The organism is Arthrobacter sp. zg.Y820, assembly GCF_030125555.1.
GTDB lineage: Bacteria > Actinomycetota > Actinomycetes > Actinomycetales > Micrococcaceae > Arthrobacter_B.
Genome location: NZ_JASKLX010000005.1, coordinates 11741 through 34127, shown reverse-complemented (window position 1 = coordinate 34127; position 22387 = coordinate 11741). Strand labels below are relative to the sequence as shown.

Here is a 22387-nt window from a genome sequence, read left to right as displayed (position 1 = left end):
TTGTACATCTAGGGCTAATTTATTAGCGTACTGCGTGCTTCGTTTCAGTGCGGGTCAAGAATGCCTGATTGCCTGTCCTTCCAGGAGGAACCGCTTGCTACCAGGTTGGTTGCCCGCTCCAGACGGCTTCGACCACGCGAATTGCGGCAGCACCGTCGTCCAGAGGTGCGTACCGGCGTACGAAATCCCTGTAGCGGCTGGCATAGGGTTCCGCGTTCGCTTCCTCCGCCAGAACTGCCGCCACCAACTCGTCCGTACACGCTGCCATGGGGCCCGGAGCCTGCGCCTCAAAATCAAAATAGAAGCCGCGTTCGGAATCGCGGTAGCGGGCCAGGTCCGGGGTCAGGAAGTACATCGGTTTTGCGGTTACACCGAAATCGAACATGGCCGACGAATAGTCGGTCACTAGGAGGTCAGCCGCCAGATAGAGATCGTTGACCTCGGGATGAGTGGTCACGTCGATGTAGCGGTTCTGCCCGGTGGTCTTCCTCCGGCCTGCGATCTTATGGTGTCCGCGGTAGAGCAGCACGTATCCCGGGCCCAGCTGCTCTGCGGCCGCGTCGAAGTCGAGGTAAGGATCCGCTGCGGACCCGTTGTCACGCCAGGTTGGCATGTAGAGAAGAACCTTGCAGTCCTCGGCAATGCCCAGCAGCCTGCGGCTTTCCTCCCGGCGTCCGGCTGCTGTGTCCGCTGCCAGGGCGTCATTGCGGGGATATCCAAAAATAGCCGGCTCCCCCCGGTACCCGAAGGCTGACTCCAAGGTATCCGCGGCGAATCCGCTCTGCGAGAGCAGCATGTCCCAGGCAGCCGCTTCACGTTTGATGAGCGCTCGGTAGGAAGCGGTCGCGCCGGTCACCGGAGTGTCAGAGCCGATGCGCTTGAGCGGAGTTCCGTGCCACGTCTGGATGTAGAACTGCCCCGGGCGCTTCCGGAAATAGTGCGGAAAGTTGTTGTTGTTCACCAGGTAACCGGCGGTGGCGAGCAGCCGGAACCACTCCGGACTTTCCCGCAGCACCGGCGCGCAGTTCGCCGGAACCGGAACTGAGAAGTCCGCGACGGTCCAGTAGCGCTGCAGGCCGGGTATCCGGTCGCCGAGAACGTCGCTGATCGCCCGGCCGCTGTCCGAACAGGATTTGCCGTCGAAGGTCTCAAAGAGCACGCTCCCGAAGTCCACGGACTCCTCCCTGGTCCGGGAATACTCGGAAATCAGCAGGTGGCGGTTGCGCGCGGTCCGTTCTGCTGCCGCCCGGGGTGCGGACACCCGCAGGACCAGATCCTGTTCGTTCCCCTCCCCCGCCAGTTCCACGCTCATTAGTTCGTGCGGCATCTGAGCGGGCAGTTCCCCGAGCAGCTGTCCGAGGGCGGGCACCCGGGCCGTCTGAAAACCTCCGCTTTCCCCGGTCAAAACGCGAAGCACCCGGTAGTGCCCCGACTCCAGCGCAGACTCGCCGTGCCCCCATTTGTCCTGAATCAGGGGGAACTCGATGCGGAAAAGGCCCGTCTCATCCAGCCAGCGGGTGGAGGTCGGGCGGACTTCGTTGCGCGCAGTCGTCAGCAAGAATTCCGGAAGCACCGGATCCGGGCATCCAGGGATGCGGGCCAGATGTCCTTCCAGGCTTAGCGTGGTGCCGTCGCGGTGCATCTCGGCCCGGCTCAACGTCACACGCTCCGGGCGCAGCGACAACTGCAGGTACCCGTAGCCGGTGCATTCGGCGCGCAGCGCGGCAGCCGGTTCTGACACCGCGACAAGATCGGCTCCCGCCCCGGCCCAACCCACCGGCTCCGTCCTGCCGTTGGGCAGAAATGCCTTGATGGTCCAGCGTTTCTCCGCAGCACCTGTCACAGTGCTGCAGACGGACGCCAGATCCACGGCAAACAAGGCCCCGGCGGCATCAGTGGGGCGGAACTCCACCTGCGGCTCGCCCGGGACGTCCAGGAAGAGCGCAGCCGGCACCGCCCCTCCCGACCCCTCGAAGCCGACCGTCACCATGCTTCCCGCTACCTCGACGGAGGCTGCCACGCACGAGTAGCGGACGGCCTTAAGCCGCAGGCCTTCGGTGCCGTCCATCAGCCCGATGATGCGCCTGCGCTCACCGAAGAGCGGCCCGACCGGTAACCGCCGCGGAAGCGTATCCGAGTCCCGGACCCGGATCACATCGGATACGGAGATATCCCCGGATTGAAGGGTCACCTGCACCGCCCATTCAGTGGCCCCGCCGGAAGCGGGTTGCAGACCAGGCAAGGCACGCGGATCAACCGTTGCGGTGAACGCCGCCCCGGCGTAGGACCGCCAACGGTCCGCCGCAGCGATATCGATGCGGGGGTCCTGGCCCCTGCGGACGGCGAGCGCTGCTGCGGCATCTGAACCGGAGTGCCGCAGCCCTACCTCCAGGACGCAGTCCGCGGGATCCATCCCGGAGAGATAGGCCCAGCCTTCAATTTTGAGGAGGCCGTCATCGGTCCAGACGAAGCGTGTCACCCGCGCGGACAGCGGCCAATCAACCGCGGACAAACTGTGCACTCCAGGGTTAACTGGTTCGCTTAGCCGCGCCAGATACGGCGGCACGGCAACTCGGCGGCCAGCTGACCGCGGTGCTCCTTCGGTGGGATAGCTTCGCCCGTTGTCCTGCAGATCCGCGAGCACCAGGAGAACGTCGCTGCGCCGACCTTCCGCAATCAGCGAAAGCAGGACCCGCTGATGGACGCCGAGTGTCCGAAGAATCTCCTGCCCGGTGGCGCCTTGCAGCACTCCTGAAACAAACTTCTGCAGATCATCAAACTGGTCCTGGCCGCTGTGCTGGACGTATTCCACCTGGGATCCCAGGTCTGCGAGACGCTGCCCGTACCACTGCCGGGCATCAGCTTCCGAAGCTTCAGCCTGCACGGCGGCAGCGGCAGCCGCCACCCCCTCCAGCCAGCGGCGCAGCACCGCGGGATCCGGATCCGGAAGCGGCACGGGCTCCACTTCGGGCGCCACCCACACTGCCGGTGCAGGCTTCCCGGGTGTCGCTGACTTCCGGGGCACCGGCCCCGTCAACTGCTGCAGTCCCTTGACGCCCCGCTTGAGCCATCCTGCGCTCTTCACTTGGTGTGACCAGTTTCGTCCGGCAGCGCTTCGAGGGAATACTGCTGGTTCCACGGGCGCCCCAGATTCTCCACGGCCACAGTAATCCGCTCACAGGACCGCGAATCCCAGAACGGGAACGTCCCCCGCACCCGCTCCTCGTACAGCTGCTCACGGACCGAGCCACCGGCCACAATCCTTTTCAGTTCCTGCAACGCGCCGTCCCCATCCGGCGTCACGGGGCCGAAACCGTGCAGCTCGTAGTCGAAGTATCCCTTGCGGTACACATGCTTGCCTCGGAAGATCTCGTCGCCGTCAAACTGCATGTAAATGACGTTGCTGCCAGAGTAGGCGGCGTCGAAGGCGATGGAGGAATGATCGGTGATCATCGTGTGAGCCTTGGTCAGTTCTTCCTGCACACTGACATCGCGGTACCTGGCGGGCTGCACATATTCCGGCAGATCCAGGTACGGCACCACGAACTCAAACTCCGGGTGGGGCATGAAGACCACGCTCAGCCCGGAGTTGACGCTCAGCTCCTTCAGCTCCGCTGAGCGCAGCAACGCCATCCAGTTAGCGCCGAAGTCGGTCGCTTCGAAAGCCACCGCCGCCTCTGCGGGCGTTTCACAGACTTCGATGACCTTTTTCACGTATTGACGCCAGGTCGGTGCGATCAGGATATTGCGGCGTTCTTCCACCGGAGCGGCGAGCGCGGCAGCGCGCAGGGCATCGTAGCGGGGCAGCCCGACGAGCTTGGCCTCGTGGCCCGAAAGCCGGTACACGCTGTTGTCTCCGGCGATGGATTCGTGTTCACCCTGGGTGGTAGTGACCATCACCGCGATGTTCTTGCCGTTGATCCAGCGGGACATGTCGTCCTTGATGACACCGTGCTGGAGGTAGACAAACTTGGCCTCACCGTCGCCGAATCGTTCGCGGCTCACCGGGAACTCGACGTTCCAGTTGGCATGCGACGACAGCTTGTAGGCAGCGTTCAGGACCAGGAGCACCGACTCGTCCGAGCCGTAGGGAACCAGACGGAACCCTTCCGCCTGCAGCCGGTGCCAGTCCGGGCAGTCCTCCTCGATCACAAAAAAGGCGTTGATGCCCGGCCGGTGCTTCATGAGGTACCGGTAAAGGTGCTCGGCGTTGTCATCGGCACGGTCGATCCGGTCCATGAGCAGCCAGGCGTCTTGGTACCGTGCGCGGACCTGCTCCGTGTGCGCCTGCCGGATCAGGGCCCGGTCTGCCGCTGCACGCTGTTTCGCTTTGGCGGCCGTGAGCTGCCGGAGGAGGATCCGCTGGGCTGCCGCGGCTGCCGTGCGGGAGCGCGAGCTCCCGGTCAACACCCGCCGAACGGTGAAGCTCGCCCGGGCCCGGGCCAGCTGACGGGTAGCACTGCCGGCCGCTGACGTAGAGGCGCTGCGATGTGTTGCCTGTCCTGATGCCAGCTGCAGGTAGGAAGCGGGCAGGGGCTTGCGGCCGGCCTGCAGCGGAACTCCGCGGTCGGTCGTAATGGTCGCTGCCACGCCATTGATCAGGATCCGGGTTTCCTCACCGGACGGGAGTACAAGAATCCGTTCACGGATCAAAACCCGGCCCAGCACCCGGTGCTCCATCACCTTCGCTGACACCGGAGCCTGAGGGGCACCGTGCACCACGAACTCTTCCTGCGGCAGACCATCCTGGTAAAGGTAGTGGTACGTGGTGACCTGCTGCGTCGGATCGGTGGTCCCTTCCACGACCATCGGGTCAGCATCGCGGAGGCCCTTGTAGTGAGAGCGAAGAATGTTGTGGAAGAGCCAGCCCTGGCTGACCACGCTGAAGGTGTCGATGACATCCTGGTCGATCAGCGCGATGATGTGCTCCAGCAGGCGGTGCATGGTGGCCTGCTGCTCCGGTGTGGCGGAGCCGGTGTCGCTGTGCATCCGCTTGTCGTCGATGTAGAACCAAACCAGATCGTAGAGCACCATGTATTGGGCCCAGTGCGGAACCCGGCCGGCGCTTTCGCGCACCGCCTGCAGCATTCCCAGCCAGCCGTGTTCGGGCAGGTCGCTGTAGGCTCGGGGATCGCTCCACGCCCCCTGCACCAGCGACGTGCCACCCTGGCGCTGCCGACGGTAATAGTAGCTGGCCGATGCCACCAGCCCGACAACCGGACGGCCCACCACTGCCAGATAGCGGCCGATGAGGTTCGCGTCCTCGAACTTGGGGCGGATCCGTTCGTCGAAGCGCAGATGATGGGCTTCCAGGACTTCCCTGCGGAGGAAGGTTGTGGGCCCGTGCATGTGGATGTATTCCGGGTTCAGGTCAAGGTCCACCAGCAGGTCACCGCTTCGGAACTTCCGGTTCAGCAGGTGGCCCTGCGATGTCTGCAGCGATGAGTCATTGAACTGGACGAGCCGCCCCGTGAGCATCTGCGCCGACTGCTTCGTGTCGCGGGCTAAAAAGTCTGCAATCCGCTCGAAATAGTGCGGGTGGAAAGCGTCGTCGGGGTCGCAGAACGTTACCCAAGAGTTTCGGACCAGATCCAGCGCGGCGTTGCGGGCGGAGCCGGGGCCGCCGTTGGTTTTGCGGACCAGCCGGACGTTGGGTCGCCGTTCTGCCCATTGCGCAACCAGCCGTGCCGACTCGTCAGTGGACCCGTCATCGATGACAACGATGTCCAGGTCGTTCACCGGATAGCTTTGGATCTCGAGGGACTTCAGGAACGTCGGCACGTAGTCAGCCACGTTGTACAGCGCCACTACGAGGGAAAATTGGCCCTTAGCCACGGTGGTCTCCAGTTGCGTTTAGTTGAGGAGCGGCGGTCAGCAGTGCAGCGGCCGCTGCCCCCGACGAAGTGCCCAGATCGGCGGAGGCAAAACGGTGCGCAAAGTCGGCAACCCCGGGGTCGGGTCCGGTCAACCGGCGACTCAGCGCGTCAGTAAGCTCAGCGGTGTTCGAGGCCCTCGGCGCACCGGGCAGGACCTCGGCCAGGTCCAGATACAGCCCCCGCGACCGTTTGTACTCATCCATGTCGGGCGCTAGCAGAAGGATTGGCTGCTTCAGCACCGCGTAGTCGAACATCGCCGAAGAATAGTCAGTCACCAGGGCATCCGAAGCCAGATACAGGTCGTTGACCTCCGGATAGTCCGTCACGTCGATGGCGGCGGGATGGTCCTCGACTCGCCGCTGGCCGGCGACATTGTGATGGCCGCGGATTAGGAAGGTCCAGCCCGGCCCCAGCAGCCGGGCAGCTTCGGCAACGTCCAGGAACCCGACCCAGTCCGAGCGGCCGGCGTCATCCCGCACCGCGTCGCGCCAGGTGGGCGCGTACAGCAGCACCTTCCGGTCCGCCGGAATGCCGAGCAGGCCGCGGACCCGGTTGCGGGTGCCGGGCCGGTGCAGGGCATCGTTGCGCGGATACCCGGCGGTGAGCACCTCTCCGGTGTAGCCCAGGGCGGCCGGCAGCGTGGCGGCGGCGAAGTCATTCTGCGCCAGGAGCAGGTCCCACCATTGCGCCTCCCGTGCCATTAGGTCCCGGTAGGACAGGGACAGTGCCCGCTGCGGTATGTCCAGGCCGATCTTCTTCAGCGGCGTTCCGTGCCAGGTCTGCAGGTAGAACTGGCCCGGTGCTTTCCGGAAGTACCAGGGGAAATTGTTGTTGTTGACCAGCCGCCGGGTGGACGCGAGTTTCTCGTACCAGAGCGCAGACCCCTGCAGCAGCGGCACCGCATAGTCCGGCACGGCCACGGAGAGGTCCGCCACCGACCAGTACAGCGGTTCGTCGAAACCGGTGGCGGCAAGGTAGTCGGAGATGGCCCGGGGACTGTCGGTGCAGCTCTTCCCGCCGAAACTCTCAAAGAAGATGCCGGGGGTGAGCGCCGGAGGCGCTGCATCGGCGCCGAACACCTCGCGTCGCAGCCGGTACTGGTGGAAGGTGCCGGTCTCGGTGTCGGCCAGCGGGGCCGCGATGCTGACGGCCATGGCACCGGCGGCCGTCCGCAGTGCACGCACGCGCGCCGAGGGCAGCAGGGTGCCGGTGAAGTGCCGAGCCGTACCTTCGGCCACGGAAACGGCCGGGTCCTGCGGCCCGGCCTCTCCGCCGCCGGCGCGCCAGCGCAGGGTGTAGGAGCCCGACGGCGGCGCCGGCAGTTCCCTCCCCCACCGCGGGGCGGCCAGCGGGAACCGCAGCCGGAGCCCGCCGTCGGGCAGCGGGGTGATGTCGCTGGCAGGGATGCGGAAGCGTGCGGTGACCAGGGCGTAGCCCGCTGTCGCCGGGGCAGCAGCCAGTTCCAGCTCCAGGACATCGGCATCCGGCACGGCCGCGAACGCCGTGACGGCCGGTCCGCCGGACGAGGAGCGGGGTGCCGGGCCGCCGCGGGCAGGTTCGGGTGCGGGCAGGGGAACCGTGCGTTCCACGCGGTGGCCGTCCACCTCCGCGCGCAGGATTAGCTTGGGCGGCAGCGGCGTTTCGAGGCGGAGGCTGAACCCGGAGTGGGCGTAGCTGCAGTTCCGGTCACCGGAGATGATGTCGAGTTCCGGATCGGTCCGGCGCTGAAGGTCCAGCGGCTGGAATCCGGACGGCCCGGGAACGCCGGCGGTGAAGCTCACCGCGGTGCGGCGCAGGTCGACGTTGCGCAGGTAGGCGTATCCGTGAACGGCGGCGCCACCGTCGTTCACCGCGACCGGCGGATTCAGCGCGGCCACCAAGTCCAGGTCCTCCGGGGAAACTTCCAGGAGCGCGCGGTCCACGGGGCCGCCGAGGACGCGGAGCAGGGGCGGTTCGGCGAAGATGCGGCCGCCGTCGAAGATGAGCGGGCTGGCCGTGCCGTTGTTGATCCGGTCCACCACGGCACGCCGGATGTCCTCCCGCCGGCCGTCGGCGGTCAGCTGCAGCAGGACGCGCGCCTGCGGGTCAATGGATCCAAGGTGCTGCTGTCCGGCGGCGTAGAGATTCCGGACCCCGTCGCGAAGCAGCTGCCAGAAGTCTTCGGCGGCGTCCGGCACCTGCTCGATGTAGGGGATCAGATCCGATCCCAGCAGCCGCCGGTACCAGTGCTCCCGGACCGCCGGCGGCGCTTCGGTTTCAAAGAGTGCCGTGACATCGCGGGCCACGGACAGCCGGTCCTGCAGGTCCTCGAGCAGGTATTTCGCCTGGGTGATCGAGGAGCCGTCTTCGCGGATCCGCCACCAATAGACCACTGCCGGCAGCACGTCGAAGGCTCCGGCCCGCAGGTAGGCCCGGGCGGTGGTTTCCTGGTCCTCGTAGCGGATGCCCTCCGGCATGGCGCCCACGTGCCGGTCCCAGAACTGCCGGCGGAAGACCTTGTTCCACAGGAACACGTCGTCGATGACGGTCCGATGATCGGATACGGTGATCCGGGTGCGCGGCTTCGCATGGATGCGCTCCGCCTGGCGGACCGGAGTCTTTTTGCTCCCCCGGATCCTGCCGTACGAGCCCACACAGAAGTCGGATCCGGTCTCGGCCAGCGACGCCATCATCAGCGCGTAGGCGTTGCCGGGTACGACGTCGTCGGCGTCGGCGAAGGTGAGGAACTCGCCGCGGGCTGCGGCGATGCCGGTATTCCGTGCCAGCCCGTTGCCGCCGTGCGGCAGCTTGATGAGGCGGATCCGCGAATCGTACCGGGCGTATTTGGCGGCCATCGCCACTGACCCATCGGTGGAGCCGTCGTCAACAATAAGGATGTCCAGATTCGTGTAGCTCTGGTTCACCAGACTGGTGAGGCAGCGCTCCAGGTACGGCGCCACGTTGTACATGGGCACCACGACGCTCAGCAGTCCGCCGCCGGGCTGGCGGGTGCGGCCCACTGTGCGGCGGATTCGTGCCTTCAGCGCCGGATGCAGGTCCGCTCCGGCGCTGGCAATCCGTTTGGCAATCCTGTTCATGCCGAGGCGCGCCAGAATCCCCTCGTGTCGATGACTGCCTTCCCGGCCAGCTGCTCGGGGCGGATTTCCCGGAAGGAGTCGTGGTCCACGAGGAGGACGACGGCGTCGGCGGCAGCTACGGCGTCGTCGGTCACCACCGAGGTGACATTGGGCAGCGGGTCGAGTTCCTTCGGCAGCGTGGATCCGAGGAACGAGCGTCCCACCAGAATCCGGGCATTCGGGTTTGCGACGGCCAGCCGGCGGACAATTTCCACCGCGGGAGATTCCCGGGTGTCGTCAATGTTCGCCTTGAAGGCCAGTCCGAGGGTCGCGATGACCGGCGACTCGATGCCTGCCACGGCGGCCTCCACCTCGGCGATCACGTGGCCGGGCTTGGCGTCGTTGACCTCCCGGGCCGTGCGGATCAGGCGGGAATTCTCCGGGTCGGCGGACACAATGAACCACGGGTCGACGGCGATGCAGTGGCCGCCCACGCCGGGGCCGGGCTGCAGGATGTTCACGCGCGGATGGTGGTTGGCCAGCTCGATCAGGTTCCACACGTCGATGCCGAGGTTGTCGCTGATGACCGACAGCTCATTGGCGAACGCAATGTTCACGTCGCGGTACGCGTTCTCCACCAGTTTCGCCATCTCGGCGGTGGCTGCGTCGGTGAGGTGGATGCTGCCCTGGCAGAAGCTGCTGTACAGGCCCGCTGCGGCAGTTGCCGCCTGCGGCGTCAGTCCGCCGATGATGCGGTCGTTGGTGACCAGTTCGATCATGATCCGGCCGGGCAAGACCCGCTCCGGGCAGTGGGCGAACAGGACGGCGTCGCTGCCGCCGTTGGCGTTCGCAGCCAGGTCAGGGCGCAGCTCCAGAATGACGTCGGCCATCCGCCGCGTGGTGCCGGGGGGTGAGGTGGACTCCAGGATGACCAGGTTGCCGGGACGGATCCGGGCGGCAATGCTCCGGGCCGCCTGCTCGACGTACATCAGGTCTGCTGTCTTGTCGTCCCTGAAGGGCGTCGGCACCGCAACAATGTAGGCGTCGGCTTCCGGCATGGCGGTCTGCGCCCTCAGGTAGCCCTGGCTCACGGCGCCGGCCACGTGGACCCCCAGATCGGGTTCGACGAAGGGCACCCGGCCCTCGTTGACCGCTTCGACCGTGTAGTTATTGACGTCAACACCCACCACCTTCAGGCCCTTGCCGGCCAGGATGGCGGCGGTGGGCAGGCCGATGTAGCCGAGTCCGACGACCGCGACGGTGGCGATGTCCGTTGCTGCTTCGCCGGCGCTATAGGTCTGTGTGTTCACGTGGTCCCCCATAAAATCTCAGGTCGCCGGACGCCACCAGGGTGGCGTCGTCGATCTGCCAAGTATGCCCGGTTGCTTCCCGGACCTGAAAATAGTTGAAGCGGTCTGTGGAGTAGATGCGCTTGCCCGCCGCGGCGGCCTGGCGCAGGAAGCCGGTGTCCTCGCCCAGTCCCAGTGCGGGGAAGGGCAGCTCCAGGACCAGGCTCCGGCGGGCAACAATGGTGGGCCCCATGACGAAGTCCGTGTACCGGTGCTCCCGGTGGCCGAAGCGCAGCACCGTCGCGTTGGAGCTGCGCAGGTGCATGTAGTGCGCCTGCTTGCCCACAATGTCGGCTCCCGAATACGCGAGGGCGTGGAGCTGGTCGCTGAGGTAGTGGGGACCGTAGTGGTCGTCGTCGTCCATTTTGGCCACTACGTCTCCGGTCGCGGCGGCGGCGCACCGGTTCAGGCACTCCCCCAGGGACACGTCGCGGCCGGCGGCCAGCAGCTGCACCTTGGCCAGTCCGTGCGCGGCCTGGAGCCGCTCCAGCTGACCCGGTTCCAGGTCGAAACCGTGGGTGAGGAGCACCAGCTCGACGTCGACGCCCTCCTGGCGGGCGAGCGTGCGGAACACGCTCTCCAGCTGGTGCGGGCGGATGGTCGGCACCAGGGCCGAGACGGTGGGCCGCTGCAGCGGCCGGGTGCGGGCCGGAAGCGCGGCCGCGAGGACCGTTTCGGCCCGGTGCGCGTAGGTGTGCTGCTCCCAGATGCGGCGCTGGGCCCGGTGGACGGTGCGGTCGTTGTACTCCGGGTTGCTCGCCAGGCCGCGGCTCAGCGCCGCCGCTTCCTCCCGGGTGCGTGCCACCGGAACTTCCGTCGGAGCGAAGAACTGTGCCACGGCGTCGCTGGGCGTGCTGACCACGGGAGTGCCGGCGGCACTGATTTCAAAGATCCGCCGGGCGCACATGCTCGGGGAGTCCACCACCGAATTGACGTTCAGGAACACTTTGTACGCTTTGTACGCGGAGAGCATCTGCGGATAGCTCAGCGAGCCGACCACGCGGGAGTCCAGCGGTGCGGGGAACTGGTAGTTCGAGTCGCCGCCCAGCTTCCGGGAGAAGATTTCCAACCCGGTGGGGAGTTTCGCCGAGGCGTCCATGGCTCCGCCCAGCAGCAGGTCCATCTGCTCCCGGCGCTCCGGATACTTGTGCGCAAAGTACATGCCGGCAAAGGCAATGTCCCGGGAATGGCGGCCGTGCCGCGGCCGAACGGGATTGTGGATGGCGGGCTGCGCCGCGAAGGGAAGGACCGCGACGTTCTCGTGGCCCAGGTCCTGCCGGTAGAACGGCACGCGGCGCACGTCGGAAGTGAAGACGTGGTCGAAGAGCGCCGCCGCGGGCAGGAAGTCCTCGTAATGGGGCGGGTCTTCCTTGTTCCAAAAGACCGTGGGAATGCCCTGTTCGCGGCACCACTGCAGCAGCTGCACCAGTTCGGGGGCCGGACCTGCGGGGCCGGCGAGCTTTCCGCGCCAAAGCCGGTTGTTGCCGGCCCACGCGGATTCAATGAAGACGAGCTCCGCCCCCGAGTCCGTCAGTTGCCGCTGCCAGGCGGCGGGGTCCAGGGCGACGGTGTTCCACTCATAGGCAAAGGCCATGGCGGAGAACTCGTCCAAAATCACGCCGACCGTGAGGTCGCTCCGGCGGGGGGACGGCGGCGGCAGCGTTGCCGCGGGAATGGACAGCCGCCGGTTGGCTCCCCGGCCGATCCATCCCGCCTCGACGCCGCGGGCATTGGCGGGATCAGCGAATCCGCGTTCGGCGCGGCTGCGGATCTTCCAGTCCCGGACCTGGGCGGGGCCGCCGGCCCGGAGGTGCCAGAGGCCGGTGCGGAGGTCGTTGAGCACGCGCATTTACTGTGCCTTCGAGCTGCGGCGCCCGCTGGACCGTTCCATGACCCGGGTCACGGTGAGGGCTTCCATGGCGGTGGCCCGCATCTTTGCTGCCGTGATGTTGTTGCCCTTGGAGAGCTCCCGGGTGAAGTCCTTGTAGGCCTTGACGACGGCCTTGGGCTCGCCGTCCATGAGCAGGTCCCCCTTGTCCATCCAGACCACGCGGGTGCACATCTCCAGGATGGTGTCCAGGCTGTGGCTCACGAGGAACACGCAGCCTGCCTTTTCCCGCAGTTCATCCATGCGTTTCTTGCTGCGGTCAGCGAACTGGGCGTCACCGGTGTTGAGCGCCTCGTCAATCAGCAGGATTTCCGGATCGATGCTGGCTGCGATGGCGAACCGGAGCCGGGAGGCCATTCCCGAGGAGTAGGAGCGCATCGGCAGGTGGATGGCCTTTTCCAAACCGGAGAGCTCAACAATTTCATCGAACTTTTCGGCGATCTGGGCGCGGGTCAGGCCCATCGCCAGGCAGCCCAGCACCACGTTGTGGTCGCCGGAGAGTTCGGGAACCAGTGCGGCGTTGACGCCCAGCATGACCGGAGTGCTCACGGCATAAACGGCGCCCCTGGTGGGCTTGACCTGTCCGCTGATGAGCTTCATGAGCGTGCTCTTGCCGGAGCCGTTGCGGCCCACGATGCCGATCGACTCGCCCCGGACCGCCACCAGCGACATGGGGTTCAGCGCGTTCACGGTCACCAGGTTGGGTTTGGCGAGCACCCGGCGCAGGAGCCTCCCGGATCCGCTGGTTCCGTCGTCGGCAGCCGGTGCCTCGCTCGACGGGACACGGTAGCGCATGCTCACTTCATCGATGACGATGCAGGGATCCTCCTGGAGGTATTCCACATCCTTAACCGCGTCCATAGGTTTCCTCCGCCCGCCAGAAGTAGACGGCGCCGACGGCCAGCGCGCCGAGGGACCAGCAGCCGAGGATGGCCCAGGACTGCCAGTCCGGCACCGTGTTGTAGAGCAGGACGTCGCGGACAATGTCCAGCACGTTGAACAGAGGATTCAGCTTGACGATCTCCAGCAGGACCGGCTGATCGATGAATTTTTCGTAGGAATAGAACACGGCGGAGGCGTACATCCAGGCCCGCAGCGCGAAGCTCAGCAGATGGACGACGTCGTTGACCTTGGAAATGACGCGGGCCAGGATCAGGCCCACACCCAGGTTGAAGATGCTCTGCAGCAGCAGGGCCGGAATGATCAGCAGCCCCAGCCAGGAGATTTCCTCGGTGGGCGGGATCACCAGGACAATCAGCACCATCACGATGAACACCGGGATGTTGGCCAGCAGTTCGCGCAGGTTCACCGCTATGGGCAGCGTTGCCCTCGGAAAGCTGAAGGCCTGGATCACGGCCCGGTTCTGTTGGATGGAGCGGCCGCCGTTGGTGATGGCGCGGGAGCTGTACTGGAACAGGAAGATCCCGATGACCAGGTAGCCGATGAAATTCTCAATGCCGCCGCCGGTGCCGAGCAGCAGCCCGAAGATCAGGAAGTAGGTCAGTCCGTTCAGCACCGGGTTGAGGATCAGCCACATGCTGCCCAGCCGGTCCCTGCGGTTTCCGCTCTGCACCCGGGCCTTGGCGTCGTAAAACACGAACTCGCGGTAGTTCCACACCGAGATGGCGTAGTCCACGAAGCCGGGGCGGGCACCCACGCGCTGCAGTCCCCGGACATCCACGGACACGGGTTTCACCTGGACGTCGGCCCGGGCGGCCGTTTTCGCCGGGGCCATCAGGCGGCGACCGTCAGCGAGGCGTACTTTTCCAGGCAGAGCGCCGCATTGGCCTGCCAGGTCCGGGTGGCCAGTACGTGCGCGCGCCCGTTGGCGCCCAGCCGGGCCCGCAGGTCCGGGTCTGCCAGCAGCCGGTCCAGTGAGTCCGCGAGGGCCTCCGGATTTTCCGCCGGCACCAGGGTGCCGTTGACGCCGTCATTCACCAATTCCCGAAGCGCCGGCAGGCTGCTGGCCACCACGGGGGTGCAGCAGGCCATGGCCTCGACGGGTTTCAGCGGGGTAACCGCTCGTGTCACGTTCAGATCCTTCCGGGGCACCACGAACAGATCGAGTGCCTGATGATACAAATGTGCGCTCTCGCGGGATACCCGGCCCGGGAACAAGACCCTGCCGTTTATGCCCAGCTCGGCCGCGAGGGCCTTCAGTCCGGGTGCGGACGAGCCGTCGCCGGCGATGAGGCAGGTCAGCTGCGGATGCTGCGGCGCGAGCAGCGCAAAGGCCCGCAGCAGGTCATCCAAGCCTTCATAGTCAACCAGACTGCTCACGGTTCCGATAATCTGCCCGTCCCCGGGCAGTCCCAGTTTCAGCCGCGCGTCGCGCGGTGACAGGGGTTCGTTGAGGTAGTACTCCCCCACCGCGTTGGGCAGCAGGACAAGCTTGGCCGGGTCCACCCCGGAAGCCGCGATTTCCTCGGCCATGACCGTGCCCAGGGTCGGCACCAGCGACGCGCGGTTCATGACGCGGGCTTCGGAGGCCCTGAAGTCGAGGTAGCGCTGGCTGCCGCGGGCGTCGTCGGACCGGGTGGAAGCCCAGGTGTCGGCCAGCTGTCCGCGGACCTCATAGACCCAGGGAATTCGGAGTGCTTCAGCCACCGCGGCCGTGACCAGCCCGTTGGTGAAGTGGGTGGTGGTGTGCAGCACGGCGGGCCGCACGGTGAGGGCCAGGGCCAGCATGTCCTCGGCTTGGCGCTGCAGCCGGCGGTCCAGGCCGAACGGCATGCGGGCCGGAAGCAGCCGGTGGTATTCCACGCCGTCGATGACGTCGGTGTTCGCTGCCGCCAGCTTTCCCACCTGCACCGGGTAGCCCAGCCGGGTCACCGCATGTACGTTCCAGCCGAGATCCCGCTGGGCCTTCAGGATGGAGTGCGTGCGCTGCGCGTAACCGCTCTGGGTGTGCGGCAGCGAATTTGTCAGGACGTGGAGCACGGTGCGGGGTTCGGCCCGGTATCCGGGCACCGGTGCCAGCTGGGGTTGCCAGCCGGCGAAGACCCGCGCTTCGGCGGCGAGCCTGCGCTGCTGCGCGCGTTCCCGGGACGAGCCGCCGTCCAGGACGCGGATGGCACCGTCCATGTCGCCGTTGTACCAGTTCAGCCGGGCGGCCGTTCCCCGGCGCCCGCCGGTTGCGGGCGGAATCCCTGCCAGCAGCTCGGCGCCCAGCTCCGGCAGGCCGGCGGCCGTTGCCAGGTCCGCCATCCGCAGCCGGCTGCCGGTCGAGCCGTTGCCCGAGGCGCAGGTGCGCAGGTTGGCTGCCAGCCGGTCCTTGTCGCCGCGGAGCAGCGCTTCGAGCGAAGCCACGGTCCCGTGGCCGGGGAGCAGTGCGGCGGCGTCCAGCAGCGGCCGGAGCAGGCGGGGCGGCAGGCGGCGGGAGATTTGCAGGGCCAGCACCACCGGATCGTCCCCGAAGTGCTCGACGGCGGTTCCGCCGGCAAGGCGAAGGTTCCGCAGGAGCGTACCGGGGTGCTTCCGAGTGTGGTTCAGCGGGTGCTTCACGGGGTGGTGACCCCGTCCACCAGTGTCGTCAGCAGTTTGGCGTAGGCCTTGGCCAGGGCGTCCACATTGGCATTGTCATGCACCCAGTCCCGTCCCGCGGTTCCGGTCAGGAGCTTTGTCCGGTCTGCCGCCAGTTGCCGCCACAGCTCGGCGACCTTCTCGGGATGCGCCGACACGACGTCGCCGGCACCTGCTTCTTCAATAATCTTGCGGGCTTCACCGAGCACAATCCCGGTGACGTGCCGGCCCACGGCGAGGACTTCATAGGTTTTGGATGGAATGGTGGTTTCAAAGGATTTCCAGTCATCCCGCAGCGACACCACGCAGGTGTCCGCCTGCCGGTAGTGCTCCATCACCTCGGCGCCCACCGCCGGATCGTGGAAAACCACCGGCGCCTCCAGTTCCTTCGCGAGGGCCATGAGGTCCCGGCGCTGGACGCCGTGTCCCACCATGTGCAGCCGGACGCAGTCTTTGGCCAGTGCGGCGGCGCGGATCACGACGTCCAGGCGCTGGCTCTCGCCGTGGTTGCCCAGGTAGAGCACGTTGAGGAACTCCGAGTGTTCCGGCGGCGGCTGGAGCAGCTCCCGGATTGACACGTCAACTCCGTTGCTGACGGTCGCCACGTTGCCCAGGCCCCGGTCCCTCAGCGTCTGCGCAAAGCCGTAGGTGACGGTGACGACCAGGTCCGCGCGGTCCTGGATGGCGATGATAATGCGCTCGGCAATGCCCTTGGCGCTGCCGGGAACCAGGCGGGCATCCCGGGCGATGTCCGGCCAGGCATCCCGCATGTCCACGACCAGGGGCCGCCGCAGCAGGCGGGCTGCCGCGTATCCGGCGCCGAGAATGGGGAGGCTGGGGACGGTGACAATCACTGCGTCCGGCTTCGGGCCCAGAAGCGCTGCCGGGATGCTGCAGGCTGCCGATACCAGATGATCGGCGAGGCGTCCCAGCCGGGTGGTGCGGTGCCACAGGTAGGGCACCCGCCGAATGTGTTCTCCGTAAACGCCGGTATCGCGGCGGAAGGCCCGGCCGGCGTCGGACTTTGGCAAGGTGCGCCGTCCGTGCGGCGCGTGGGCTACGGGAGCGACGACGTCGACGTTCCAGCCCTGCTGCCGCAAGGAGCGGATGATCTGCGTCCACCGCCGCTGCGGCGGGCTGTGCTCAGGCGAGTAGGAGTGGATGAGCAACAGGACTCGCAAGAACTTCCCCCCGGCATGGCGCGGCAAGCCGCACATCTTATTAGGACCGAGCCAGTCTACCGCTCGGTTCCGTTATCTGTTCAAAGCGGTCTTGTCGAAGTTCCGCGCAATTTGACGTAGTAGAGGGCGCCCGCCGCTATGAGGCCCACTATGACCAGGAGGCGAACCGGCCATCCGGTGCCGGAGGACTCGCCCGAATCGCTGCTGGGCGCTGCCGCAAGCGCGCTTGGCGAGGGCGTTGCTGACGCCGTCTGAGTGGCGGTCGGAGAGGGCGACGGCGTGGCCGAGGGCGTGGCTGTTGGCGTGGCCGAGGGCTCCGGGGTGGGTGACGCCGAGGGGCTGTCGGACTCCTCGTCCTCCGTTATCAGGGTTACCAGTCCCGTGGCCGGGTCCCAGCGGTAATCCGTGTAGAGCATGCTGCCGCGATCGATGAGAAAGCCGCTGCCGCCCTCGATCAGCCAGCCGGTGCCCGGATGAACCAGATAGCCGGTGCTGCCGTCAACGACGAACCCGGTGGCGGGATCAATGACGGGAGCAGGCGCGGGTGCCGGGGTAGGTGCCGGTTCCGGTTCCGGGGCCGGGGCTGGGGCTGGGGCCGGGGCCGGCGCTGGCGCTGGTGCCGGCTCCGGGGCGGGAGGTGCGGGTGCCGGCGGTGCGGGCACTGGAGCCGGCTCCGCGGGTGGCGGGTCTGACGGGGCGGGGCTCTCGGTGCCGGGCGGCGGGGTCTCCACCGCAAGAGCCGGCCCGGCCGCCACCGATGAGAGAAGTACGGCAACCGCTGCTGCGGTTCCCGCCCGGCGCCGCCAAAGCCCTAAATCCACGTTATATTCCCCCATTATTCGCGGCCAGATACTCAGCCATGGCATCGTTGTCCATCGCCTCCGCGATAGCCGCGATGGCCGTTTCATCCTTGACCACAATAGACTGTCCGTCACTTGAGGTTCCCGCCCCCAGTGTCGGCAGCGTAAACATTGACAGATTGCCGCCGCGCACATTGCGCAGGGAGAACGCCAGCCGGCCGGCAGCGACGGCGTCCAGTTCCTCATCCACGCTGAGATACGGGGAAATTTCCGAGACGGCAGCGCTGACCTTCCCCGGGTTCAGCAGCGTCTCCTTGGAGAACACCGAGGAGATCAGCCCGCTGATGAACAGCTGCTGGTTCCGCACCCGCTGGTAGTCGCCCTCGGCGAAGGATTGCCGCTCACGGACGAAGTTCAGGGCGGAGTCGCCGTCCAGCGAAATGACCCCGGCCGGAAAATGGTCGTCGTCGATGCTGGAGGAAAACGCCGTCGGGTTGTTGACCTCCACGCCGCCGAGCGCATCCGTCAGCCCGCTGAAGCCTTCAAAGTCGACAATCGCCACGTGGTCGATCGGGGCGTCAACCATGGCCTGCACTGCGCTGACCGTCAGCGGCACGCCGCCCAGGGCCATTGCCGAGTTGATCTTGCCCTCGCCGTAGCCGGGAATCTCGGTCCAGGTGTCGCGCATGATCGACATCACGTAGGCGGTGCTTCGGTCCCCCGGCAGATGCACCAGCATCATGGTGTCGGAGCGGGACGCTTCGGATCCGGGATCCTGCTCGTCGGTGCCGATCAGCAGGATGTTCTGCGAGTTCCCGGCCCCGGGATCCTTCGCCGGGCTGTCCGCCGGCAGCGCGTTCTCGATGGTCGTGGTGCCGTTGTCGAAGCTGCGGGCCAGGGACCACAGGTAGCCGCCGGCCACCAGCGCCGCCACGAGGATCAGCACCAGGACGGTGATCAAGAGGTTGCGGATGGGATGCCGCCGGCGCCTGGCCGGCTGCTCATATTCGTCCATGTACTGCGTCAAGATACTCCCCTGTTCTCCCCCGGGTAAAAGCCTAGCGCTCCCCGGTGTCGTCCTTCGATTCAAATCCGGCCGCCGCGGACCGATAACCTTGAAGGCATGTTGCTATCCCGCGCTGCCCTGCCGGCAGCGGTCCTTACCCTCGCAGCGGCACTGACCGCCTGCACTCCCGTGGCCGACGTCGAACCGGCTCCGGACGCCGCCAACCCGGCCTGCGCCGAAATCATGGTGGCCCTGCCGTCCGAGCTGGCCGATCAGCAGCAGCGCGAAACCGACAGCCAGTCCTCCGCCGCCTGGGGAGATCCGTCAAAGATCATCCTGCGCTGCGGCGTGCCGGTTCCCGGACCGACCACCGAGCAGTGCGCCACGGTCAACAGCATCGACTGGATCCTGCAGGAGGACGAGACCACGTGGACGGCGACGACGTACGGCCGGGAGCCGGCCGTGGAAGTGATCTTCAACCCCGAGGAAGTCTCGTCGTCGACGCTGCTGGTGCAGCTGGAGAACGCCGTGTCCCGGATCGAGCCGACCCGGGCCTGCGTGAGCAGCAATGACTTGGTGCTCCCCGCGCAGTAGCGCCGGGCAGGCCTCGCGCGGCGGAAGTGCCGCTTAGCGCAGTCCGGTCTTCCGCTCCAGCGCCAGCGCGATCAGTTCATCGATCAGTTCCGTGTACTGCAGGCCCGACTTGGCCCACATCTGCGGATACATGCTCACCGGAGTGAAACCGGGCATGGTGTTGATCTCGTTGATGATCAGGTTCCCGTCCGGGGTGTAGAAGAAGTCCACCCGGGACAGGCCCTCGGCGCCGACGGCCTCGAAGGCGACGGCAGCCAGCGAGCGGACCCGCTCGGCGGTTCCGGCCGGCAGATCGGCGGGGCAGCTCAGCTCGGCTGCCGCTCCGTCCACGTACTTGGCGTCGAAGTCGTACCAGTCGTGGTCGCCGTTCTGCACTGCGATTTCGCCGGGGTGGCTGGTGCGGGGATCCTCGGTGCCGCGGCCCTGCAGGACGGCCACTTCGATTTCCCGTCCGGTGATGCCGGCTTCCACCACTACCTTCGGATCATGCAGGCGGGCGGCTTCAATGGCGGCGGCCAGCCCGGCCGGTTCCGTCACCCGGGTGATGCCCATGGAGGAGCCTGCCCGCGCCGGTTTGACGAACAGCGGGAACTGCAGCTTCGAAGCACGCTCCAGGCACGCCGCGGAATCCCTTTCCCACTGCCGGTCGGTGATGACCTCGTACGGGCCCACCTGCAGGCCCGCTGCCTCAAACACCACCTTCATGTAGTGCTTGTCCATGCCGACGGCGGAGGCAAGAACGCCAGCGCCCACGTAACGGATGTCAGCCATCTCCAGCATTCCCTGCAGGGTGCCGTCCTCGCCGAACGGGCCGTGCAGGACGGGGAAGACGACGTCGATCCGGCCGAGGCTGCGCGGCAGCGCTCCCTCGGCATGCGCCACCAGGTCCGACCCGGCGCCTTCGGCGGACAGGACGATGCTTTCAGTGCCGGGGGTGACCTCCGGCAGGGACTCGGAGCGCAGCGACCAGGCGGCCGGATCGGCCGAGACCAGGGTCCACTGCCCGTTCCGCGCGATCCCCACCGGCACGACGTCGTACTTGCTGCGGTCAATGGCTTCCAGCACGCCCGCGGCGGTCACGCAGCTCACTGCGTGTTCGCTGGACCGGCCGCCGAACAGCACGGCCACGCGGGGCCGGGTCCGGCCCGCGTCGGTGCCGCCGGGTTCGCCGGCGGTTGCAGCGGCGCCGCCGCTGGCGGTAACCGTGTCGGGGCTCAGTGGGTCGTTTGTCACGGGGTGTGCACACCTTCGGATTTCAGTTCGCGGGAGAGTAGGCGCGGTCCCAGCTCGTCGACGGAGATGACGCCCTGCAGGACGGCGACGACGTTTTCGACAATGGGCATGTAGACACCGAGCTGGGTGGCGCGGTCCAGCACGGCCTGTGCGGACTTGATGCCCTCGGCGGTCTGCTTCATGGACGCGTTGACTTCCTCCAGTGTCAGCCCCTGGGCCAGCAGCCGGCCGGCCGTGTGGTTCCGGGACAGCGGCGAGGAGCAGGTGGCAATGAGGTCGCCCATCCCGGCCAGGCCGGACATGGTTTCGGCGCTGCCGCCGAGCGCCAGGGCCAGGCGCGTGGTTTCCGCCAGCCCGCGGGTCATGACCGAGGCCTTGGTGTTGTCCCCCATGCCCTTGCCTTCGCAGATGCCCACGGCCAGGGCGATCACGTTCTTCACGATGCCGCCGATTTCAGTGCCCACCACGTCGGTGTTGGTGTAGGGACGGAAGTAGGGCGCGGTGCAGGCCCGGGCAATCCAGGCTGCGGTGTCCAGATCGGAGCAGGCCACCACCGACGCCGTCGGCTGCCGGTGAGCAATTTCCATGGCCAGGTTGGGCCCGGAGATGACAGCCACCCGGTCTTCGGGCCAGTGCAGTTCCTCCTCGATGACCTGGCTCATCCGCGAGTCGGTGCCCACTTCCAGCCCCTTCATCAGGGAGACGACGACGGCGCCTTCCGGGATCAGGTCCCGGACGCTGCGCAGCTGCGCCCGCAGGGTCTGCGCCGGAACCGCCAGCACCACGAGTTCGGCTCCCGCCAGCACCTCCGCGGGATCGGCGGACGCCGTCAGGTTGCCCGGCAGCACGGTGTCCAACAGGTACTGGCTGTTGCGGTGGAGGTCGTTGATCTCCGCAGCCACTTCGGGGCGCCGGGCCCAGAGCCGGACGTCGGTCTGCCGGCCGGCACCGGCGTCGGCCACAATCTTCGCGAAGACGGTTCCCCAGCTGCCTGCGCCCAGGACGGCCACTACCTTCGGATGCGTGTTACGCCAGCTCATTGTTCTCAGTCCCGTTCTGTTTGTCGCCGTCGTGTTTGGGCTCTCGGCGCTGCCCGGAGTCATTGTCCTGCTTAATCTTCCGGATCGGGTCAAAGCCCCGGGGCTGCTCAAAGTCCCGGCCGGTTGCCCGTTGTCCGTTTACCGCCGGATCCCAGCGGACGACCGGCGGCTTTTCATCCCGCAGCTCGGCGACGAGATCGGTCAGGCTGTCCATGATGCGTTCGGTGGCGGTGTCCAGCACTGACTTTGTCATCGGCTGGTCCCGCAAGTCGGAAAGATCAACGGGGGTGCCGACCCGCAGCCGCACTGTCTTGCGGGGAAACAGGTTCAGGCGCTTGCTGTAGCGCGGAAGAAGCGCCTCGGCTCCCCAGTGGGCCACCGGAACCACCGGGGCGCCGGTCTGCAGGGCGAGCCGGGCGGCGCCGGTCCGTCCCCGCATCGGCCAGAGATCAGGGTCCCGGGTGAGCGTGCCCTCCGGATAGACAATCAGCGCCCCGCCGGCCTCGATGACGACGCGTGCGGCCTGCAGCGACGCCGAGGCACCGGAGGTGACACGCTCCACCGGGACCTGATTGGTGGCGCGCAGGGCCGACCCGAAGACCGGCACCTTAAAGAGGGATGCCTTCGCCAGGTAGCGGGGCATGATCTTCTGGTTGTAGAAGAAATGCCCCACCACCACTGGGTCGATCTCCGTCACGTGGTTGGGGCAGGCAATGAACCCGGTGTCCCGGGGGAGGTTTTCCAGTCCCTCCCACTGCTTGCGCACCAGGAGGTTCATTACCGGCCGCATGGTGTTCGCCAGCAGGGCGAACGCCACCCGCGACTTGACCGACTCAGGCATG

15 protein-coding genes are annotated in these 22387 nt (G+C 66.9%); 2 read left to right on the top strand and 13 right to left on the bottom strand.

Translation table 11 applies throughout. From position 1 onward, the window contains the following. Positions 1-97: 97 nt before the first annotated feature. From QNN99_RS04940 to QNN99_RS04900, 9 genes are read right to left on the bottom strand one after another with little or no spacing between them, the layout of a single operon-like run. Positions 98-3085, bottom strand: coding sequence for a CDP-glycerol glycerophosphotransferase family protein (locus QNN99_RS04940; protein WP_229965318.1), 2988 nt, complete (start codon positions 3083-3085; stop codon positions 98-100). Next, a complete protein-coding gene (locus QNN99_RS04935) occupies positions 3082-5835 on the bottom strand; it encodes a bifunctional glycosyltransferase/CDP-glycerol:glycerophosphate glycerophosphotransferase (RefSeq protein WP_229965317.1) in 2754 nt (917 codons plus the stop codon). The genes QNN99_RS04940 and QNN99_RS04935 overlap by 4 nt, the downstream gene beginning before the upstream one ends. Then, complete coding sequence (locus QNN99_RS04930) at positions 5828-8953, bottom strand: bifunctional glycosyltransferase/CDP-glycerol:glycerophosphate glycerophosphotransferase (protein WP_229965316.1); 3126 nt, start codon at positions 8951-8953, stop codon at positions 5828-5830. Before QNN99_RS04930 ends, QNN99_RS04935 begins: the two co-directional genes overlap by 8 nt. Then, positions 8950-10242, bottom strand: a complete 1293-nt coding sequence (gene wecC, locus QNN99_RS04925; protein ID WP_229965315.1) for a UDP-N-acetyl-D-mannosamine dehydrogenase — start codon at positions 10240-10242, stop codon at positions 8950-8952. Before wecC ends, QNN99_RS04930 begins: the two co-directional genes overlap by 4 nt. Beyond that, complete coding sequence (locus QNN99_RS04920) at positions 10223-12130, bottom strand: glycosyltransferase family protein (RefSeq protein WP_229965314.1); 1908 nt, start codon at positions 12128-12130, stop codon at positions 10223-10225. Before QNN99_RS04920 ends, wecC begins: the two co-directional genes overlap by 20 nt. Further along, complete coding sequence (locus tag QNN99_RS04915) at positions 12131-13030, bottom strand: ABC transporter ATP-binding protein (RefSeq protein ID WP_229965313.1); 900 nt, start codon at positions 13028-13030, stop codon at positions 12131-12133. Beyond that, entirely contained in the window at positions 13017-13904 is an 888-nt protein-coding gene (locus QNN99_RS04910) for an ABC transporter permease (RefSeq protein ID WP_229965312.1), read from the bottom strand. The genes QNN99_RS04915 and QNN99_RS04910 overlap by 14 nt, the downstream gene beginning before the upstream one ends. Next, positions 13904-15673, bottom strand: a complete 1770-nt coding sequence (locus QNN99_RS04905; RefSeq protein ID WP_229965311.1) for a glycosyltransferase family 4 protein — start codon at positions 15671-15673, stop codon at positions 13904-13906. The genes QNN99_RS04910 and QNN99_RS04905 overlap by 1 nt, the downstream gene beginning before the upstream one ends. Continuing rightward, the gene (locus tag QNN99_RS04900; RefSeq protein WP_229965310.1) at positions 15670-16872 is read right to left on the bottom strand and encodes a glycosyltransferase family 4 protein; all 1203 of its coding nucleotides are present in this window, start codon (positions 16870-16872) and stop codon (positions 15670-15672) included. Before QNN99_RS04900 ends, QNN99_RS04905 begins: the two co-directional genes overlap by 4 nt. Before the next feature lie 255 nt (positions 16873-17127). Here QNN99_RS04900 and QNN99_RS04895 point away from each other — a divergent pair, with 255 nt between their 5' ends. Further along, positions 17128-17274, top strand: coding sequence for a hypothetical protein (locus QNN99_RS04895; RefSeq protein ID WP_229965309.1), 147 nt, complete (start codon positions 17128-17130; stop codon positions 17272-17274). A gap of 420 nt (positions 17275-17694) precedes the next feature. Here the strand turns inward: QNN99_RS04895 and QNN99_RS04890 are convergent, their stop codons facing one another. Further along, positions 17695-18699, bottom strand: a complete 1005-nt coding sequence (locus QNN99_RS04890) for an LCP family protein (RefSeq protein ID WP_229965308.1) — start codon at positions 18697-18699, stop codon at positions 17695-17697. Between the two features lie 96 nt (positions 18700-18795). Between QNN99_RS04890 and QNN99_RS04885 the strand changes: the two genes are divergently transcribed. Then, the gene (locus QNN99_RS04885; RefSeq protein ID WP_229965307.1) at positions 18796-19272 is read left to right on the top strand and encodes a DUF3515 domain-containing protein; all 477 of its coding nucleotides are present in this window, start codon (positions 18796-18798) and stop codon (positions 19270-19272) included. A 33-nt stretch (positions 19273-19305) separates the two neighbouring features. Here the strand turns inward: QNN99_RS04885 and QNN99_RS04880 are convergent, their stop codons facing one another. The 3 genes from QNN99_RS04880 to QNN99_RS04870 are packed head-to-tail and all read right to left on the bottom strand — an operon-like array spanning position 19306 to position 22386. Then, the gene (locus tag QNN99_RS04880; RefSeq protein WP_284015718.1) at positions 19306-20505 is read right to left on the bottom strand and encodes a D-alanine--D-alanine ligase family protein; all 1200 of its coding nucleotides are present in this window, start codon (positions 20503-20505) and stop codon (positions 19306-19308) included. Next, positions 20502-21545, bottom strand: a complete 1044-nt coding sequence (locus QNN99_RS04875; protein ID WP_229965306.1) for an NAD(P)H-dependent glycerol-3-phosphate dehydrogenase — start codon at positions 21543-21545, stop codon at positions 20502-20504. The genes QNN99_RS04880 and QNN99_RS04875 overlap by 4 nt, the downstream gene beginning before the upstream one ends. Beyond that, positions 21532-22386 (bottom strand): lysophospholipid acyltransferase family protein, encoded by an 855-nt coding sequence (locus QNN99_RS04870; RefSeq protein ID WP_229965305.1) that lies wholly within the window; start codon positions 22384-22386, stop codon positions 21532-21534. Before QNN99_RS04870 ends, QNN99_RS04875 begins: the two co-directional genes overlap by 14 nt. Position 22387: the final 1 nt, after the last annotated feature.

Excerpts from the sequence above, each read along its gene's own strand:
- QNN99_RS04930 (WP_229965316.1), bottom strand. The coding sequence starts at position 8,953 with ATGAACAGGATTGCCAAACGGATTGCCAGCGCCGGAGCGGACCTGCAT.
- QNN99_RS04915 (WP_229965313.1), bottom strand. The coding sequence starts at position 13,030 with ATGGACGCGGTTAAGGATGTGGAATACCTCCAGGAGGATCCCTGCATC.
- QNN99_RS04870 (WP_229965305.1), bottom strand. The coding sequence starts at position 22,386 with ATGCCTGAGTCGGTCAAGTCGCGGGTGGCGTTCGCCCTGCTGGCGAAC.
- QNN99_RS04910 (WP_229965312.1), bottom strand. The coding sequence starts at position 13,904 with ATGGCCCCGGCGAAAACGGCCGCCCGGGCCGACGTCCAGGTGAAACCC.
- QNN99_RS04920 (WP_229965314.1), bottom strand. The coding sequence starts at position 12,130 with ATGCGCGTGCTCAACGACCTCCGCACCGGCCTCTGGCACCTCCGGGCC.
- QNN99_RS04885 (WP_229965307.1), top strand. The coding sequence starts at position 18,796 with ATGTTGCTATCCCGCGCTGCCCTGCCGGCAGCGGTCCTTACCCTCGCA.
- QNN99_RS04875 (WP_229965306.1), bottom strand. The coding sequence starts at position 21,545 with ATGAGCTGGCGTAACACGCATCCGAAGGTAGTGGCCGTCCTGGGCGCA.